Genomic DNA, 16,046 nt, shown 5'->3' with positions numbered 1-16,046 from the left:
AAGATGAAAATAAATGTAACCGATGTAATCCATAATCCAACCCCTTTCTTTTTCTCGCAAATCTCCCTCAATTTACTTTGGGAGCACCAGCCTTCCTAAGGAAAATAACCGAATAAATTTTGTGATCCCTACAATAAAAGTACAAAGTACAAAGGGAAAATACAATCTATATAAGATCGAGCGTTGGTCAACTACAGAAAATCGCTCAATCCAGTCAAAAATAAAAAATTGAAGCAAATAGATACTAAAAGTGTAAGAACGAAAAAAAGCAATTCCTTTTCGAAACCAGTCAATTCGCTTAATTTTTGGAAAAATATCTTTTATGAATAAAAAGGAAGAAAAAGAATACAATAAACACGGTAAATTCTTATCTCCTCTAAACAATTCACTAATCGCTCCAATCCTTATGGAAGAGAAATAGGTCCCTAAAATCATGACGATCAAAGAGATAATACCAGCACAATATATGAATCTCTTCTGCGACTTTGAAAATTCACTATGATGGATGACATATCCAGCTAATGGATAAACCAAATAACCTCCCATCACCGGAATAGCCCAACTACTCGTATTCCATTCCAAAGAAAAAAACGAATTAAAAAATGGAATCAACCCATTGATCAGTAAGTAAAGTACAACATATCCACTAAAAATTTTTATTCTTTTCTTTTCATCTATTGAAGTTAGAAACGGAATTGAAATATAAATCATAAATAAAGGAATAAAAAACCAAAAATAGCGAATTCCATTTCCATTTACTAAAAATGCAACAATATCTTTAAAAGAAAGAACAGCCTTCTGCCCATTCCAAGGAAAAAGATAATGGGTCCAAAATATCCCTATTAAACTCCAAAAAACATACGGAATCATCACTTTTTTCATTCTTTTTTTCACAAAAGTCTTAGTTGAATACTTTTTAGAATAATCCATAAGTGTTACTCCACTGATCATGAAGAAAAGCGGGACGGCACAATAAAATATACTTTCAATTATATTCGCACTTTTCCAATAACGTTCCGTAGCCGAAAAAATCCAAAAGCAATTATTTGCATGAAGAAACGTAACCATAATCGCACTGCTTACGCTCATAAGATCCAAATAATTTAAGGCTCATTCTTTTGAAATTCTCATAAATCAAATTCCTTTCTTTGCCATTTAAAATACCATCTATCATACCCCTCTACAACTTTTTATTCCCCATCGCATCGCAATCACACTATTTTCTATTTCTTTTATGATTCCAAAATAAAAAGTGCTTATCTTTTTAGCACTTTTTCAAAAATAATGTTTTTTATCGCTGAACGCGTCCCGAACCATCGCCCTGGGCGAGCTTTTCGACCTCGTCCACCGACACCAGGTTGTAGTCGCCTTCCACCGAGTGCTTCAGCGCGCTGGCCGCCACCGCGAACTCGATCGCGTCCTGGCTGTTTTTGCCTTCCATCAAGGCGTGGATCAATCCGCCGCCAAATGAGTCCCCGCCGCCTACGCGGTCCACGATGTTCAAATCGTATTTTTTCGAGAAGCAGTACTCGTTGCCATCATACAGCATCGCGCTCCACAAGTTCCGGTTCGCGCTAATGCTTTCCCGCAGCGTGATCGCCACTTTCTGGAAGCCGAACGTGTCCATCAGCTGTTTGGCCACGTCTTTGTAGCCTTCGTGGTTGATTTGGCCGCCATGGATGTCCGTGTTCGCCGCTTCGATGCCAAACACGTCTTTGGCGTCCTCCTCGTTGGCGATGCACACGTCGATGTACTTCGCCAGCTCGCTCATCACTTTGTTGGCTTTTTCCTTGCTCCACAGCTTGTTGCGGTAGTTCAAGTCGCACGATACCGGAATGCCTTTTTCATGGCATTTCTTCATCGCTTCCAACGTGATGGCCGCCACCTCGTCGTTGAGCGCCGGCGTGATGCCCGTCGTATGGAACCATTCAGCCCCGTCCAGAATTTGATCCCAGTCGAAGTCTTCCGGGTTCGCTTTCGCGATCGCGCTGTCTTTGCGGTCGTAAATGACCTTGCTTGGACGCTGGCTGGCGCCTTTTTCCAAGTAGTAAATGCCGACACGCTCGCCGCCGCGCACGATGTCGCTTGTGTTCACACCGTATTTGCGCAGCGAGTTCAGCGCCGCCTGCCCGATTTCATGGGCTGGCAGCTTGCTGACAAAATGCGCGTCGTGGCCGTAGTTGGCCAGCGATACCGCGACGTTGGCTTCGCCGCCGCCGTAGGTCGCGCCAAAGCTATCGGCCTGCACGAAACGCGTGTAGCCTGCCGGCGCGAGCCGGAGCATCAATTCTCCGAATGTAATGACTTTTTTCATTTTATCCTCTTACCTCATTCAATTTTTTGACTGCCTGCCGCGTCATTTCTTCGATCTGATCGAACGCTTTCGCCTCGATCAAGTCCTTTTTCACCATCCAGCTGCCGCCGATGCACAGGATGACGTCCTCTTTCAAATACGCATCCATGTTCTTTTCGGAAATGCCGCCGGTCGGCATGAATTTCATCATGTTGTAAGGCGCTGCGATCGCTTTGATCATCGCCAGACCGCCTGCCGGCTCGGCCGGGAAGAACTTCACGACATCGAGTCCGAGGCGGTACGCCTTTTGCACGTCGCTTGGCGTACACGTTCCCGGCGTCACCGGAATGTCTTTTTCGATACAGTAGCGAACGACATCCTCGTCGAATCCAGGGGAAACGATGAACTGCGCGCCCGCGTTGATGGCTTCGTCGACTTGTTTTGTCGTCAAAACCGTACCCGCGCCGACGAGCATGTCGGGACGGGCGGCTTTCATCGCCTCGATGCAGGCGGCGGCTTCGCGGGTGCGGAATGTCACTTCCGCGGCGGGAAGACCGCCTTCGCAAAGGGCGTTGGCTAGTGGCGCGGCGTCTTCTTTATGGTCGAGAACGACGACCGGGATGATCCCTAGATCATGAAATCTTTCAAACATTTTTGTCATAAAAATATATCACCTTTCTTATCTTTCTCTTTTTATTCATTATACCTCATTAAATGTTTCGTTCTCTTTTTAAATTTAACTTTTCTGAAAAAATCTGCATATATTTTTTGGTTAAAAACAAAAAAAGAGAATCAGATCGTTTCCGACTCTCTCCCTGTTTCCCCTGCTTTTTTCTCCACCAGCAGCACAAAAGGCCCCGCTTTCGTATTCACACTCTCCACTCTCTGAATCGTCGCCACATGCGGGTCGATCCGCCTCAACACCCGCTCCAGCGCGTCCGATTCCTGTTCTCCAAACAAATGCGGATACAAGACCAGCGCCATCCGCCCCTTTTTTCTTAAGCGCCCGATTGCTTTTCGCACCGCTTCCACACTCTCCTTCGGCATCGTCGTAATCGTTTCATCCCCATGCGGACAAAAACCAAAATTGAACACGATCGCGTCCACCGGCTTGTCGACATACCGATCCAAATGCGCATGTGAATCCACAATCAGCTCAACCACCCTTTCATCGAAATCGCCCCTTCTTTTTTCAATGAGTTCTTTTTGAATGTCAAACGCGTACACAAGCCGCGCGCCACATTCCACAAAGAACGCGGTATCCTTCCCGTTGCCAAACGTCGCGTCCACGCAAACAGCCTGCCGATGCAAACACGGTTCAAGAAACGCGTGCGCGATCTCCACCATCGACTTCATAGCGAGCGCAGCGCCTTTTTATACAATTCATAGTCGATTTGCTCGAAACAAACAAACACGATGTCGATCGCCTTCGTATCCGGATACGCCGAACGGATTTTCTTAATCGTCCGGATCGCCACATCGCAAGCCGCCTCATGCGGATAGCCATAAATCCCCGTCGAAATGCAAGGAAACGCCAAACTCACCCGCGACAATTCATGCTCCCGCATATACTCGTACGCCAGCGCCACGCAATTCCAGTAACAGCTCGCCAAGTCTTCCGCGTTTTGCTTCGTTCCCTCGTAAATCGGACCCACCGCATGTAGCACCGCCTTGCTTGGCAAGTCGAAAGCCGGCGTGATTCGCACATCACCCGCCTTTCCCTTCGGTAGCGCCGCGCACGCCTGCGCCAGCGCGGGACCCGCGGCCGCGAAAATCGCGCCACACACGCCGCCGCCCGGCAAAAACTGGTCGTTCGCCGCGTTCACGATCAAATCAAAATCCAAGCCCGTTATATCGCCTTTAATTGTCGAAATCATGTTGTCCATCCTTTCCTTCGATCATCGAATCAAACCGCGTCCCAATCTTACGCGCCGAAATGTACACCGACTGGAACTGCTTGCTCAACGCGTCCAGCGATTTCAGCGACTTCTCCGTCCGCTCCTCCAGCCGCTCGATGTCGTCTTTCAGCTTAAACAATTCCCGCTCGATCTCCTCCAAATGATGCGCCCGGTAAAAGTCGTTCGTGCTCGTCTGCAACGAAAACAAAATGCCCACCAGCGTCGTTGGCGACGTCAGCATCACATGTTTTTGCAGCGCGTAGCTAAACAACGAGTCGCAGTTGCCGCACACAAACTGGTAAATGGCCTCGCTTGGAATGAACATCAGCGCCTGCGGCGCCGTATACGCGTTGATATACTTATTCGAAATATCGTCAATATGCTTTTTAATATTTTGCATAAACAACCGCAAGTAGTAGTCCCGGCTCTCCGGATCGTCGTCCATGCGCATAAAGTTTTCCATCGGAAACTTCGAGTCGATGCACAGCACCTGCTTCGTTCCCGGCAAATGCAGCGCCACGTCCGCGATCTTTCCATTCGGCAGCGTGTACTGCGTCGAGTAAATCGAGTCATTCTCTCCCAAATACGTCCCCAGCAAGTAATCCAGCTGGTACTCGCCCCAGTTGCCCCGCCGCTTTGTGTTCGTCATGACTTGCGCCATCCCCTCGACTTGCTCCTGCACCCACTCCAGCGAATCCGCTGAGTGGATCTGGTTTTTTTGCAGCGCCTGCATTTGGCTTAAAATGGAGTCGAACCGCGAAACCATCTTTTGATCCGCCATGGACGACACCGTCAGTGCCTCCTGGTTTTTCGCCAGCAGCTGCGCGTTGATCGACTCGCTGCGCCGGCCCTGATTGAGCAAATACACAAACAAAACCAGCACGCACACCAGCAAGACAACGAGCAGTAAAACAATCAACAATTCCATATTCTCAATGAATCCTTTCCTTTATAAAACGCGTCAATCCCTCCCGGGTATTTTGTTCCGGATGGTAAAACGCAAAATCCAGCATACTTTTCAACGCCTGGCCAACCGCTTTTCCCTGAACCGGCGCCAGAGCCATGACATCCTGCCCCGAAAGCGCCAGATCCGCCAGACAAAGCGGACGCCTCTTCGACTCCTCCTCGTAAAAACGAATCATTTCCCCAAGCGCGGCCAGCCGCTGTCGGCCCACGTTTGAATGCGCCATGATATCCGCGTACTGCACCGCGAACAACCGCCGCATCATTTCCTCGTCCCAGCCTTGCTCGACCCGAAACCGATACAACCACTTCAAAGACGGTTTCACGATCTCGTCATGATAACGAACCAGTTCCGGAATCGTCTTTTTCCACGCGTTCGGCAGTTTCAAATCCCGGCAAACCCGCTTAGCGATTTCGACACTCACCTTGGGATGGCCCTTGAAATGGTCCCGGCCGTCAGGATCGGTCGTGCGAACGAATGGCTTCCCCAAATCGTGGAGCAGCAAAGCAAACGCGCACATCGGATCAAACGAGCGCAAATGGCCAATCGCGCACAACGTGTGATCCAGCACATCCATCGAATGATACGGCGTGTTTTGTTCACAATGGGCCGCCGCCTCCAATTCCGGCAGCCACGGACGCCACAAAGAAAGCATCTTCCGCACCTGAAACGGATCGTCCCGCAATATCCGCATCCATTCCGGAAGCAACCGCTCCACCGCCACGAATCGAATCAGCGCCGCGTTTCGCTCGATTGCCGCCAAAGTCGACGGCTCGATCGCAAAGCCAAGCGAAGCCGCGAACCGATGGGCCCGCACCATGCGCAGCGCGTCCTCCTGAAACCGGCGATCCGGATCCCCGACCGCCCGGATTCGCCGCCGTGCCAAATCCCCTCTTCCGTCAAACGGGTCGACGATTCCGGTTTCCGGCGCGTAGGCGATCGCGTTTATCGTAAAATCCCGCCGCGCCAAATCTTCCCGCACATCTTTGACAAAACAAACAGACGTCGGATGCCGGTGATCCACATACCCGCTCTCCGTACGAAACGTCGTCACCTCGACATGCTCGTGGTCGACAACGACCGTCACCGTGCCATGCCGCACCCCTGTCAAAATCGTTTTTTCAAACAACGCCATCGTCTGACGCGGCAGGGCGTCGGTACACAAGTCATAGTCGTGCGCTTTCCGCCCCAGCAGCGTGTCACGCACGCCGCCGCCTACGACATAGCACAAATAGCCCGCCGCATGGAACCGGCGCATGATTTTTTGAATGGAATCCGGAAGTTTCATAGTGCTCCTCTCTGTTCTTTTCCTATTATAAAAAAAGTGTTTCTTTTCTACACGAAGTTTTTCGTTTTGTTTCCCTTTTCAGGGATTTATGGTACTGTTCAAGTATGAACACGATATATATTACCGGCCACCGGCACCCGGATTCGGACTCGATCGTGGCCGCCATCAGTTACGCCTACTTAAAAAATCAAAACCAGATTCCCGCCGTGGCGTGCCGTCTTGGCCCGCTCAACGACGAAACCGCCTATTTGCTCAACCGGTTCCACTTTGACGAGCCCCCACTGCTCGAAGACGCCAGAGTGCGGCTGTACGATTTGCCGCTCGAGCGCCCGTATGTCGTCGAGCAGGACGCGACCATCTTTGAAACGCTCGAGAAAATGCGGCGCTGCCATCAGCCGTTCATGGCCGTCGTGGACAGCGAGCAAAAAGTCGTCGGCATGATCACGACCAACGATTTAGGCGTCATCGCCCTGGCCGACACCGCGCTTGGCATCGACCTGCTCAAAGACGTCAAAACGAAAGACGTCGCCAAAACGCTGGACGGCAACCTCGTCTTCGACGACGAGCAGCTCCACCTGAACGGAAAAGTCAGCATCGTCACACTGTCCCGGCACAAGGCGGACCGCTACCAGGTCAAAGACCGCATCGTCATTATCGGCGACGACACGGCTTCCCAAAAACAAGTGCTCGAGCAAGGCGCCGGCATGCTCATTATCGTCTGGAGCGGCCACGTCGACGAGGAAGTCCTCGAGCTCGCCGCCCAAAAGCACTGCCCGATCATTATATCAGGTCACGGCTCGATGAACACTTCCCGTTATTTGTTTTTCGCGCCCACGATCCAAAAACTCATGTCCGGCAGCGTGCACATGTTTCACATCGACGAGTTCATGGAAGACGCCGCCAAAAAAATGCGCAAAGACCGCTTCCGCGCCTATCCGGTCGTCAACGACCAGCACCGGCTGGTCGGCTACTTGCTCAAAGACGCCGGAATCGACTACGAAAACAAGTCGATGATCCTCGTGGATCACAACGAGTTTTCCCAATCCGTGCCCAACATCGAAAAGGCGACGATTCTCGAAGTCGTGGACCATCACCGCATCAACGACTTCTCCACGACCCGGCCGATTTATTTCCGCAACGAAATCATCGGCAGCACCACGTCCATTATCGCCAGCATGTTTTTCGAAAGCGGCATCGAGCCTCCAAAAGCGCTGGCCGGCCTCATGCTGGGCGCCATCATCTCGGACACGATGAACTTCCAGTCCCCGACCACCACCGCCAAAGACATCGAGCTGGCCGAGCGACTTTCCCAAATCGCCGCCGTCAAAACCGACGATTTGGCTTACGACATGTATTTCATGGCATCCAACTGTTCTCAAAAAAGCGCCAGCCGCTTTTTGGAAGAAGACGTCAAAGCCTTCACCATCGAAAGCCGCAACGTTTTGATCGCGCAAGCCGTGATTCCCAGCATCGAGGACATCGCCTGCACCGCCCAGCAAATCGAGGAAGCCCTCGAGGAGCAGGCGCTTCGCAAAGGCGCCGACCTGTTTGTTATGGTGTTTACCGACATTTTGCAAAAAGGCTCGTACTTTTACTTTGGCGGCCCGCTCAAATCCGTCCTGGAAACAACGGAACAAACGCCTTTGTTCATGGAACACGTCCTGTCAAGAAAAAATCAAATTCTTCCCTGGATCACAAACCGCCTCAAAGACGCGCTTTAAAAAGCACATGTTTTTCAAAAAAACACAAAACACCGTATAGTAAAGCTAGAAAAGGCGGGTGGTTTTATGGATCCTGTACGTCAAATCATTCAGGACGAAAAACATGGAGAGGATTCTTTGCGAGTCGGGATACTCGCCAGCGCGAGCGTGGGGATCATGGACGCGGGATGCTACGTCACCCGCGGCAAGGTATTCGCGTCCAGTCAAACCGGAAATCTGCTCTATTTGGGCATGGATATCGCCAACGGCGACTTTTCCCAAATCTTGAAATACACCTTCCCCGTGTTGCTTTTTGTGCTCGGCGTCGTTTTAGGCACCCATTTTCATTTGCACGACGATCGGAAAGGATGGCGCATCGGCCCGGCCCTGTGCGAAATCGTCCTCATCCTCATCGCCACGATGCTTCCCGCCTCGTGGAACGCGCTCGCCAATCCCATGTTCGGACTCGTCTGCGGCCTGCAAGCCATCACCTTTCGACGAATCCACCACATTCCGCTGGCGACCGTCTACTTAAACGGCAATTTACGCGAAGCTGTCGAACGCCTTGTCAAGTACATCCATCTGCGCGACAGCGACGACATGTACCGGTTTTTGCTGAGCATCATTCTCGTCGTCACTTTCTTAGTCAACGTCATTATCGGCGCGTTTTTCGCGCAGTTTATGACCCACTACGTGACAATCATCGCGGCCTTGCTGCTGGGCGTCGACGTGTTCATTATGATGCACGACAAAGCCAAACACGACCATGCGGAAAACGCGGCCTCCTAATTCCCATAAAAGCCAAACCGGCGTCTGATTCACACGAGTCATTCGCCGGTTTTTTATAGATCCGCAAAAAAGCGGCAACGTTTTTACGCGGCCGCTTCCGTTCTAGTTTTTAATATAAATCGGCGTGGAATCCGCCATGATTTGCTGCGCGACTTGCATCGTCGAAAAAATAAACTCCATGTCCTTGCCATCCGTTTTTCCCCGGCACGCTTCGCCAAGGCGTTGAAACAGTTTGGGATCTTGCGGGTTCATATCCACGATGACGAGCCAGTGCACATCGTCGCCTTCCAGACGCTCTTTCAAGTACACTTCCTGAATCGACGGAATTTTCTGCGCCTCCTCGTTGAGCGCCGAAATCAGGGCCTCCACCTTTTTCAGCGGCTCGCGCACTTGCAGCTGCTCGCCTTTTTTCAGCTTCGTCGGCTTGATCACCGTTTTCTTTGTCCGGGCGACGCCTTCCAAAAATTCCACGTCGATCGGCACGTTTTCCGTAAACGGATCGAGCACGATGCCCTGGATCTGCCCTTTCGCCATGTCCACAAACGACATGAACTGGTCGAAGGACAGCACGAGCGCATGGACGGTGTCGTCGTGATTGGCTTGTTTCAGCTCTTCAAAACTCGTAAACATCGGGAAATACATGTTTCCTTGCGCGTCCTGCATGATCATGAGCTGAATTTTCGTGTTCGGCTCAAACACAAGCTGCCCGTTCTCGTCTTTTTGAGGTTCCTGATCCCACATGGCGGGCGCGAGTACGCTCGTATCGCGCAACGTCCGGGCCATGTCGTTGATCGTCTGCTGGTTTTCTTCTTTTCTTAACGCTACCAGCGCGTCTTTTAATTGTTGATTGTTGTAAGGTGCCATATTTATTCTCCACTAATCGCGCACTGCTTGAACAAGATGCTTGGCGACGCGATCTGCTTGTAGCTCCAATCCAAATCGCTGCCAACCGCTTCCACCTCGTTCATCAAATCGAGGAAACGTCCCGCCACGGTAATCAAAGTCACCGGATCGCCTCGTTTGCCATCCTTTACCAAATAGCCGCTCGCCTGCAAGGAAAACTGCGTCGACGCGAAATGCAGCCCGGCATGCAGTCCCATCAAATCGGTAATGACCAGCCCGTCGCCCATGCGCGCCAACAACGCGTCCAAATCCTCGGTACCCGGCTCGATCCACATATTCATCGGGCTGACACGCACCGGGGAGGCGTAACCCGACTTAAAGCCGTTGCCTGTGCTTTCCACGTTCATTTTCGCCGCGGACCGGGCATCGTACAGCGGCTGCTCGAACACGCCATGATCCACGACGGTTTTGCGGCGGGTCGGAAACCCTTCGTCGTCGAACGCCGCCACCGAAAGCGCGTCGGTATGGCGCGGATCGTCGAAAATCGTGATTTGATCCGAAAATATTTTTTTGCCTAAATCTTTGGAAATCGGGGAAATGCCCTTCGCGATCATGTCGCCGGAAAACAACCCCGCGAACGCGCCAAACAGCGACGTCATCGCGTCCTTTTCAAACACGACCGGACACGTCCGGGAAGGGATCGAATGCGCGCCAAGTTTTCCCAGCGCCTCCTCGCACACCTCTCGGACAAACGCGTCGACGTCGAATCCGGCATCGTATACGATCCGGACTTTGGTCGCGTCTTTGTACTCGCCGTTTTCCAGTGCGACGATCGTGCACGCCACATATTGAACCGCGTCCTCGTCCGCCAGCTGCACACCAAGCGAATTGGTGATTTCACGACCTCCTTTGGCTTCCTCGTATCCCAAATAGCCAACCTGGACGATTCGTGGATCGAACGCCAGCGCTTTTTTCTCGATCGCCTGCAGCATCGCTTCGATTTGCTCGACGGAAAGCGGCTCGAACCGATGCGGATTTTCCAGCGCGACGACTTCACGCACCGGCGTCAGGGCGACCGCCTCCTCGCTCGACACGATCGCCGTCTGTTCCAGCAGCGCGCGCAACGCCTCGTCCATTTTCCCGTCGTCGACTTCCTCCAGCGCGATCGTCGCCACATTGCCGTCCTTGATGGCCCGCAAGCTTGTGCCCAGCACTTTGCTTGTCACAAACGTGTCCAGCGTTTGCTCGAACCATGTGAATTCCTTTTGCGAAGCGAGCGCCTGGTAAATCTCGAACTGCTCCAGGCCAAGCTCTGCGGCCCGCTTCATCCATGCCTGCTTATTCATTGGCCGTTCCTCCTACTGTGATTTTTGAAACGCGAATGCGCGGTTGGCCGACATCGGTCGGGATCGAGCCGCTGCTTGAGCCGCACATCCCCTGGGAACGGCTCAAGTTGTCGCCCACCATGTCGATATGCATTAAAATCTCCTTGCCGTTGCCAATGAGGGAAGCGCCTTTGACCGGATCCGTGATTTTTCCGTTTTCAATCAAATAGCCTTCCTGCACCGCGAAATTGAACTCGCCGGTTTGCGGATTGACGCTGCCGCCTCCCATCTTTTTCGCGTACAAGCCTTTTTCCACGCCATCGAGCATGTCTTCCAGACTGTCGGTGCCGGCCGCCAGAAACGTGTTGCTCATGCGGGAAGTCGGCTCGAATTTATACGACTGCCGTCTCGACGACCCGGTGGAAGCCATGTTCATACGGCGGCCGTTGAGCGTGTCGACCATATACGATTGAAGGATCCCGTCCTTGATCAGCACCCGTTTTTGCTGCGGATTGCCTTCGTCATCCACGTTTTGGGAACCCCACGCGTTTGGAATCGTCCCGTCGTCGATGGCTGTCACCTTTTCGGAAGCGATGCGCTCGCCAAGCTTGCCGCAAAAAACCGACTGGTTTTTCGCGACCGCCGTCGCTTCCAGCGAGTGCCCGCACGCCTCGTGGAAAATCACGCCGCCAAATCCATTGTCGATAATGACCGGCATCTTGCCCGATGGACACGGTTTCGCCTTGGTCAGCACGATGGCGACCCGCGCCGCTTCCTGGCCAATGGCTTCCGGCGTCGTCGTGTCGAAAAACTCAAGCCCCATGCTGGCGCCTGGCGAAGCGGTTCCCGACTGGAGCGTCGTTCCGTCGCTGGCGTACGCCGCGCAAGCCATGCGGGTGCGAATGCGCGTATCCTGCACGAGACGTCCATCGGAGTTCGCGATTTGCACATGCTGGCGCACGGCGCTTAGCGTTCCGTTGACTTTCTCGATTTGATCGCTGGTCGCGAACGCCGCCTTTTGCGCCCGGTCGAGCAAAGCCACTTTTTCTGCCAGCGAGGCGTCGACAGGATCCACGGCGACCGGATGATTGTTTTTGACAGGCGTCGGGTGCAAAACAACGTCCTTTCCTTGTTCCTCTTTCCCGATGGCCGCCCGCAAATCGTCGATTATTTCCTCGAGCGTCGCGTTGTCGAGCACGTTGGTATATCCATAGACTGAGCGGGTTCCGGCGTACAACCGGATTCCGATTCCGCTGCGCAGCACCCGGTTGACGTCTTCGACGGCGTCGTTGAGCATCGAAATCGCTTCGCTTGTTCCATCTTCTTCAAAGATTTCCGCGAAATCCGCCTTGGAGCGCATGCAGCGGGTCAGCATCCGCTCCAACTGTGTTTTTGATAGCATACATTTCCTTCTTCCTAATTCCATGATTGATGATTCTCATTATAGCACACACCACGCAAAAAAAAGGACGCGCCGCGTCCTTATATGAGAATCTCCTCCAGGACGCTTTGAATCATTTCGTCCACATCCGCCGGATCCATCCAGGCGCGCAGATTCTTTTCGTGCTCGCTTTTCCATCGAACAAGATGCCGGCCGCTTTCGTCGTCGTACAACGCGTACAGCACCATGATATACAGGGAATCCAATACGTTGTAAAGTCCCGAACCGCAATCCACGTTCGCCATCGCCAAAAGAATTTGGCTGCGCAGCTTCATCAGCCGATTCGCGAACGTATGCGCCGGGGGATAAAAATCAATCGTGAAGCCTTGCGCGGCGATGATCCCGTTGCGTTTCGAAAAAGAATACAGGATGTTGGGCTGCTGGTCGTCCATGAACATCTTCACTTCCGCGATCAGCTCTTCCCACTGGCGCATCGCCACTTCGTTGGCTTTGCTGGCGTATTGCGCCTTCAGCACTTGCAAGTGGCTTTCAAATCCCTGAAATCTTCCACACTCGTAGGCGGCCATTCGTAAATTTTCGTTTCCTAACATGCTCGACACCTCCTGTTTTTCCCTTCCTTGCCGGATTCGATTTCCGCGCGCTGGCGGCCATCCCTATATATAAAAGTGTCGATCCCATTCTTTTTGTTCTCCTTCATCATATTCCTTCTCCCTCTTATGAAAAATCATAATAAATTTCTGTTAAATTATATATGTCTTTTTGACTATCTTTTTATATCTTCTTAAATGTCCGCAAAGCCTTATTTTATAGGCTCTACGGGCATTTTGCTTTTGTGGTAAACCTCACATATCTAGGTCTATCTTCTTATATTTTCGCTATCAAGCGTGGTTAAAATCGTGGTAAATACTTCTTATGCGATTAGACGCTGAACCTCTGATTTTGCGGTATCTATGGACGCATGAGCATACCAGTTCATTGTGATACTGATATTTGAATGCCCCATGATATACTGCAAATCTTTCGGGTTCATGTTCTTGCTTGCCAGCCTTGTGCAGAACGTATGGCGTAGTGTATGCGGTGTGATATGTGGCAAGGGATTGTCCTTGTGGTGCTTGTTGTATTTCTTTACCATACGGACAAATAAGGCGTTATAATCAATGGCAACTTTGGGCTTGCCTTTCTGATTGACAAATAGGAAGTTGCCCCGTCCGCCTATCACAAATGGTTCTGCCTTTGGGCGTTTCTTCATAACCCGTTGAAATGCCTGTATCGTTTCTCTGCTTAATGGCACTTGCCTTGTTCCGCTCTTTGTTTTAGGCGTTTCAATATAATAGCCCTGTTCCTTACTCTTTAATAACTGGTGGTCGATAATCACAACTTCATTCTTGAAATCCATGTCGGCTACTGTCAGTCCGCACAGTTCCGAGATACGAAGTCCTGTCTTTAACAGTATCAGCACATCATCATAATACGTGTGATACACGTTGTCCGTCTTGATGAATGACAGTAGGGCTTGTTCTTGTTCCTCTGTCAATGCGACTTTCTCTTTGGTATCATTTTCTATGACTTCACTCAACTTGAAATCAAAAGGGTTCTTCCTTACACAATCGTCTTGTATGGCGATATAGAATGACGCTTTTAACGAGCGTTTATGGTTGTTAATGGTATTGTAGGAAAAGCCTTTCTCTTTCATGCGTAACGCCCATTCTTTAGCGTCAGAGGGTTTTATCGTATCAATGCTCCTAGCACCCAACTTGTCCTCTTTCAATAACCGCATAAGTTGTTCCCGTTGTTTCTGTGTGCTTTTCTTCACATTTGCCCTCTGTGCGTTCTGTTTGGCGTAGAGTTGGCAAAGCGTCATTTTCTTGCCTGTGCTGTCGATACCGTCCTCAATATCCCGTCTTATCTGCTGTTCCAGTTCACGAAGTGAGGGTTTTTCCCGTTTTCCCTTTGGTGTCGGGTCTGTGGGTGTCAATCTCCAAGCATACACATATTTTGTGTTTCCAAATGCGTCCACATATTTATATAAGTATTTTCCGTCTGTTCGTTGGCTCTCTCCAGTATGCAGGATACGTCCTTTGCTATCCCGTCTTTTTTCTTTCATGGTGTCTGCTCCTTTCCTTGTTGGAAAGAGCCTTGATATGACTTGTGTTCATCATAACACATACAAGGCTCATTTGCATTAGATTGCGTCCAATTTATCAATGACCTTTTCAAACTGTCGGCGTTTAATCTGTATGCGGTTGCCATTCATAATGAGCCAGCCAGCGTCCTTGTTTTCCTCTGCCAATCGTCTTAACTTGTTTTCTCCGATACGGAAATACTTTGACGCTTCTTCAATGGTAAGGGTGTATTTTTCCCATACGGGAATATCGTTGTTATTCATCAGATACCCCCTTTCCCATGCTTTGTGTCATACTGGATATAAGGGATAAGGTCGGTGCGGTTTATCCTCTGTAAATGGGCGGTTAGTTTACTGGAAAGGGAATTGCTGTATCTTGCCTTATCAAGCATAGTTCCCACTTTTTCCAATCCACCTAATGCGTCATGTTCTTCTAAGAAGTAAAAACTTTTGACAGCGGAAATCACGCCACCCTCTGTAAGCCATTGCTGTGTTTCTTCAAGGGAATTTTGCTGTTTTGGTACTTGCAGTTTCAAGACTTCCACAGCCCCTAAAAAGCGTTCCCAAAACCGACACGTTTTCCATCTGCTTTTATTACTTTCGTTTCTGTTTGGCACGACAAAGCGTAGGTTGTTTGCCAATAACCCGAAAGCCAGTTCTCCCAGTTCCAGCGGTCTGTCCTTGACTGTCATGGCAAAGGCATGAGCCTTTTCATCACGCAGTTGCATTTCTGTCCGTTTCCAACTGCCGACTTCCTCAAGTATCTTATTATGTTTTGAACAGACTTCCTTATCCTTGTCATAAAAGCGGTAGGACAATCCCGATTTACCAGCACCGATATAAACAGTCTTTGCGGTGTCGAAATCATCAAACTTGCTTTCGTCAAAGTGGTAGCCCTCACTATTAGAAATAAATTCCTCTTTTTCGCATTTCTTCTTTATCTGCTCTATGGTAAAGAATGGCTTTTCGTTCTTGTCATCAATGGCAATATCAAGCCTTGTGAAATGGAAGTTATCCAGTCCGTATCTTCGCTCACAACGTCGGAACATATCCCCAAAGGTATAATTCCTACTGTCGAGAATACGGAAAATATCATCACAACCTCTGCCAGTCATAACAAGATAACAGCCTAACCCTTGTGGGTTATCCTCTGTCTTTCTTGCGTCCCCCGATACATAAATATCTCCAATCTGCCAGCGTGCTTGATAAGTCTTGAATTTAACACTTGCCGGATAGACATTGAAAATATCAGTCGGTAAATTTAAAATGTGCATGATTACATCTTCGGCGGTTGCAGTATCAAATACAATACTGATGTAATCAATCTTAACGGATAAATTTTTGTGTGTAGTTATAGTGCATTGCTCCTTTCGTATGCCCCCATTTTTTGCGGGGTAAAAATCGTGTTTTGTCCTTTATTTA

16 protein-coding genes are annotated in these 16,046 nt (G+C 50.3%); 2 read left to right on the top strand and 14 right to left on the bottom strand.

Features of this window, described 5'->3' with window-relative positions:
* Positions 1-72 precede the first annotated feature (72 nt).
* From E5336_RS04060 to E5336_RS04030, 7 genes are all read right to left on the bottom strand, one after another.
* Positions 73-1,098: an acyltransferase gene (locus tag E5336_RS04060; protein WP_277820776.1), complete on the bottom strand. Its 1,026-nt coding sequence runs from the start codon at positions 1,096-1,098 to the stop codon at positions 73-75.
* Between the two features lie 193 nt (positions 1,099-1,291).
* On the bottom strand, positions 1,292-2,314 hold the full coding sequence (locus E5336_RS04055; RefSeq protein WP_135979796.1) for a sugar kinase: 1,023 nt from the start codon (positions 2,312-2,314) through the stop codon (positions 1,292-1,294).
* 1 nt (position 2,315) lies between these two features.
* A complete protein-coding gene (locus E5336_RS04050) occupies positions 2,316-2,954 on the bottom strand; it encodes a bifunctional 4-hydroxy-2-oxoglutarate aldolase/2-dehydro-3-deoxy-phosphogluconate aldolase (protein ID WP_135979795.1) in 639 nt (212 codons plus the stop codon).
* A 131-nt stretch (positions 2,955-3,085) separates the two neighbouring features.
* Entirely contained in the window at positions 3,086-3,649 is a 564-nt protein-coding gene (gene mnmM, locus E5336_RS04045; RefSeq protein ID WP_135979794.1) for a tRNA 5-(aminomethyl)-2-thiouridylate-methyltransferase MnmM, read from the bottom strand.
* Positions 3,646-4,170, bottom strand: a complete 525-nt coding sequence (locus E5336_RS04040) for a macro domain-containing protein (protein WP_135979793.1) — start codon at positions 4,168-4,170, stop codon at positions 3,646-3,648. The genes mnmM and E5336_RS04040 overlap by 4 nt, the downstream gene beginning before the upstream one ends.
* A complete protein-coding gene (locus E5336_RS04035; protein ID WP_135979792.1) occupies positions 4,154-5,119 on the bottom strand; it encodes a DNA recombination protein RmuC in 966 nt (321 codons plus the stop codon). Before E5336_RS04035 ends, E5336_RS04040 begins: the two co-directional genes overlap by 17 nt.
* Positions 5,120-5,123: 4 nt before the next feature.
* Complete coding sequence (locus E5336_RS04030; protein ID WP_135979791.1) at positions 5,124-6,443, bottom strand: CCA tRNA nucleotidyltransferase; 1,320 nt, start codon at positions 6,441-6,443, stop codon at positions 5,124-5,126.
* Positions 6,444-6,547: 104 nt separating this feature from the next.
* On the opposite strand from E5336_RS04030, the gene E5336_RS04025 reads away from it, so the two are divergent.
* Complete coding sequence (locus E5336_RS04025; RefSeq protein ID WP_135979790.1) at positions 6,548-8,164, top strand: putative manganese-dependent inorganic diphosphatase; 1,617 nt, start codon at positions 6,548-6,550, stop codon at positions 8,162-8,164.
* Between the two features lie 66 nt (positions 8,165-8,230).
* Positions 8,231-8,932, top strand: a complete 702-nt coding sequence (locus E5336_RS04020) for a YoaK family protein (RefSeq protein WP_135979789.1) — start codon at positions 8,231-8,233, stop codon at positions 8,930-8,932.
* Between the two features lie 102 nt (positions 8,933-9,034).
* Here E5336_RS04020 and E5336_RS04015 read toward each other — a convergent pair whose 3' ends face one another.
* The 7 genes from E5336_RS04015 to E5336_RS03980 all read right to left on the bottom strand — a co-directional run bounded on the left by E5336_RS04015 (position 9,035) and on the right by E5336_RS03980 (position 15,949).
* The gene (locus E5336_RS04015; protein WP_135979788.1) at positions 9,035-9,796 is read right to left on the bottom strand and encodes an enhanced serine sensitivity protein SseB C-terminal domain-containing protein; all 762 of its coding nucleotides are present in this window, start codon (positions 9,794-9,796) and stop codon (positions 9,035-9,037) included.
* A gap of 2 nt (positions 9,797-9,798) precedes the next feature.
* Entirely contained in the window at positions 9,799-11,121 is a 1,323-nt protein-coding gene (locus E5336_RS04010; RefSeq protein WP_135979787.1) for a TldD/PmbA family protein, read from the bottom strand.
* Positions 11,114-12,502, bottom strand: a complete 1,389-nt coding sequence (locus E5336_RS04005) for a TldD/PmbA family protein (RefSeq protein ID WP_135979786.1) — start codon at positions 12,500-12,502, stop codon at positions 11,114-11,116. Before E5336_RS04005 ends, E5336_RS04010 begins: the two co-directional genes overlap by 8 nt.
* An 80-nt stretch (positions 12,503-12,582) precedes the next feature.
* Positions 12,583-13,092, bottom strand: coding sequence for a hypothetical protein (locus E5336_RS04000; RefSeq protein ID WP_135979785.1), 510 nt, complete (start codon positions 13,090-13,092; stop codon positions 12,583-12,585).
* A 320-nt stretch (positions 13,093-13,412) separates the two neighbouring features.
* The gene (locus E5336_RS03990; protein ID WP_101870372.1) at positions 13,413-14,606 is read right to left on the bottom strand and encodes a site-specific integrase; all 1,194 of its coding nucleotides are present in this window, start codon (positions 14,604-14,606) and stop codon (positions 13,413-13,415) included.
* Between the two features lie 78 nt (positions 14,607-14,684).
* Complete coding sequence (locus E5336_RS03985; protein ID WP_002610247.1) at positions 14,685-14,888, bottom strand: excisionase; 204 nt, start codon at positions 14,886-14,888, stop codon at positions 14,685-14,687.
* Positions 14,888-15,949: a replication initiation factor domain-containing protein gene (locus E5336_RS03980; protein WP_302514054.1), complete on the bottom strand. Its 1,062-nt coding sequence runs from the start codon at positions 15,947-15,949 to the stop codon at positions 14,888-14,890. The genes E5336_RS03985 and E5336_RS03980 overlap by 1 nt, the downstream gene beginning before the upstream one ends.
* Positions 15,950-16,046: the final 97 nt, after the last annotated feature.

Source organism: Dubosiella muris, from assembly GCF_004793885.1.
Classification (GTDB): domain Bacteria; phylum Bacillota_I; class Bacilli_A; order Erysipelotrichales; family Erysipelotrichaceae; genus Dubosiella; species Dubosiella muris.
The sequence above is the reverse complement of the archived record's forward strand: the minus strand, read 5'-3'. Positions and strand labels throughout refer to the sequence as shown.

Coding starts and splice junctions, on each gene's coding strand:
- E5336_RS04055 (WP_135979796.1), bottom strand. CDS start 2,314: ATGAAAAAAGTCATTACATTCGGAGAATTGATGCTCCGGCTCGCGCCG.
- E5336_RS04050 (WP_135979795.1), bottom strand. CDS start 2,954: ATGACAAAAATGTTTGAAAGATTTCATGATCTAGGGATCATCCCGGTC.
- mnmM (WP_135979794.1), bottom strand. CDS start 3,649: ATGAAGTCGATGGTGGAGATCGCGCACGCGTTTCTTGAACCGTGTTTG.
- E5336_RS04040 (WP_135979793.1), bottom strand. CDS start 4,170: ATGATTTCGACAATTAAAGGCGATATAACGGGCTTGGATTTTGATTTG.
- E5336_RS04035 (WP_135979792.1), bottom strand. CDS start 5,119: ATGGAATTGTTGATTGTTTTACTGCTCGTTGTCTTGCTGGTGTGCGTG.
- E5336_RS04030 (WP_135979791.1), bottom strand. CDS start 6,443: ATGAAACTTCCGGATTCCATTCAAAAAATCATGCGCCGGTTCCATGCG.
- E5336_RS04025 (WP_135979790.1), top strand. CDS start 6,548: ATGAACACGATATATATTACCGGCCACCGGCACCCGGATTCGGACTCG.
- E5336_RS04020 (WP_135979789.1), top strand. CDS start 8,231: ATGGATCCTGTACGTCAAATCATTCAGGACGAAAAACATGGAGAGGAT.
- E5336_RS04015 (WP_135979788.1), bottom strand. CDS start 9,796: ATGGCACCTTACAACAATCAACAATTAAAAGACGCGCTGGTAGCGTTA.
- E5336_RS04010 (WP_135979787.1), bottom strand. CDS start 11,121: ATGAATAAGCAGGCATGGATGAAGCGGGCCGCAGAGCTTGGCCTGGAG.
- E5336_RS04005 (WP_135979786.1), bottom strand. CDS start 12,502: ATGCTATCAAAAACACAGTTGGAGCGGATGCTGACCCGCTGCATGCGC.
- E5336_RS04000 (WP_135979785.1), bottom strand. CDS start 13,092: ATGTTAGGAAACGAAAATTTACGAATGGCCGCCTACGAGTGTGGAAGA.
- E5336_RS03990 (WP_101870372.1), bottom strand. CDS start 14,606: ATGAAAGAAAAAAGACGGGATAGCAAAGGACGTATCCTGCATACTGGA.
- E5336_RS03985 (WP_002610247.1), bottom strand. CDS start 14,888: ATGAATAACAACGATATTCCCGTATGGGAAAAATACACCCTTACCATT.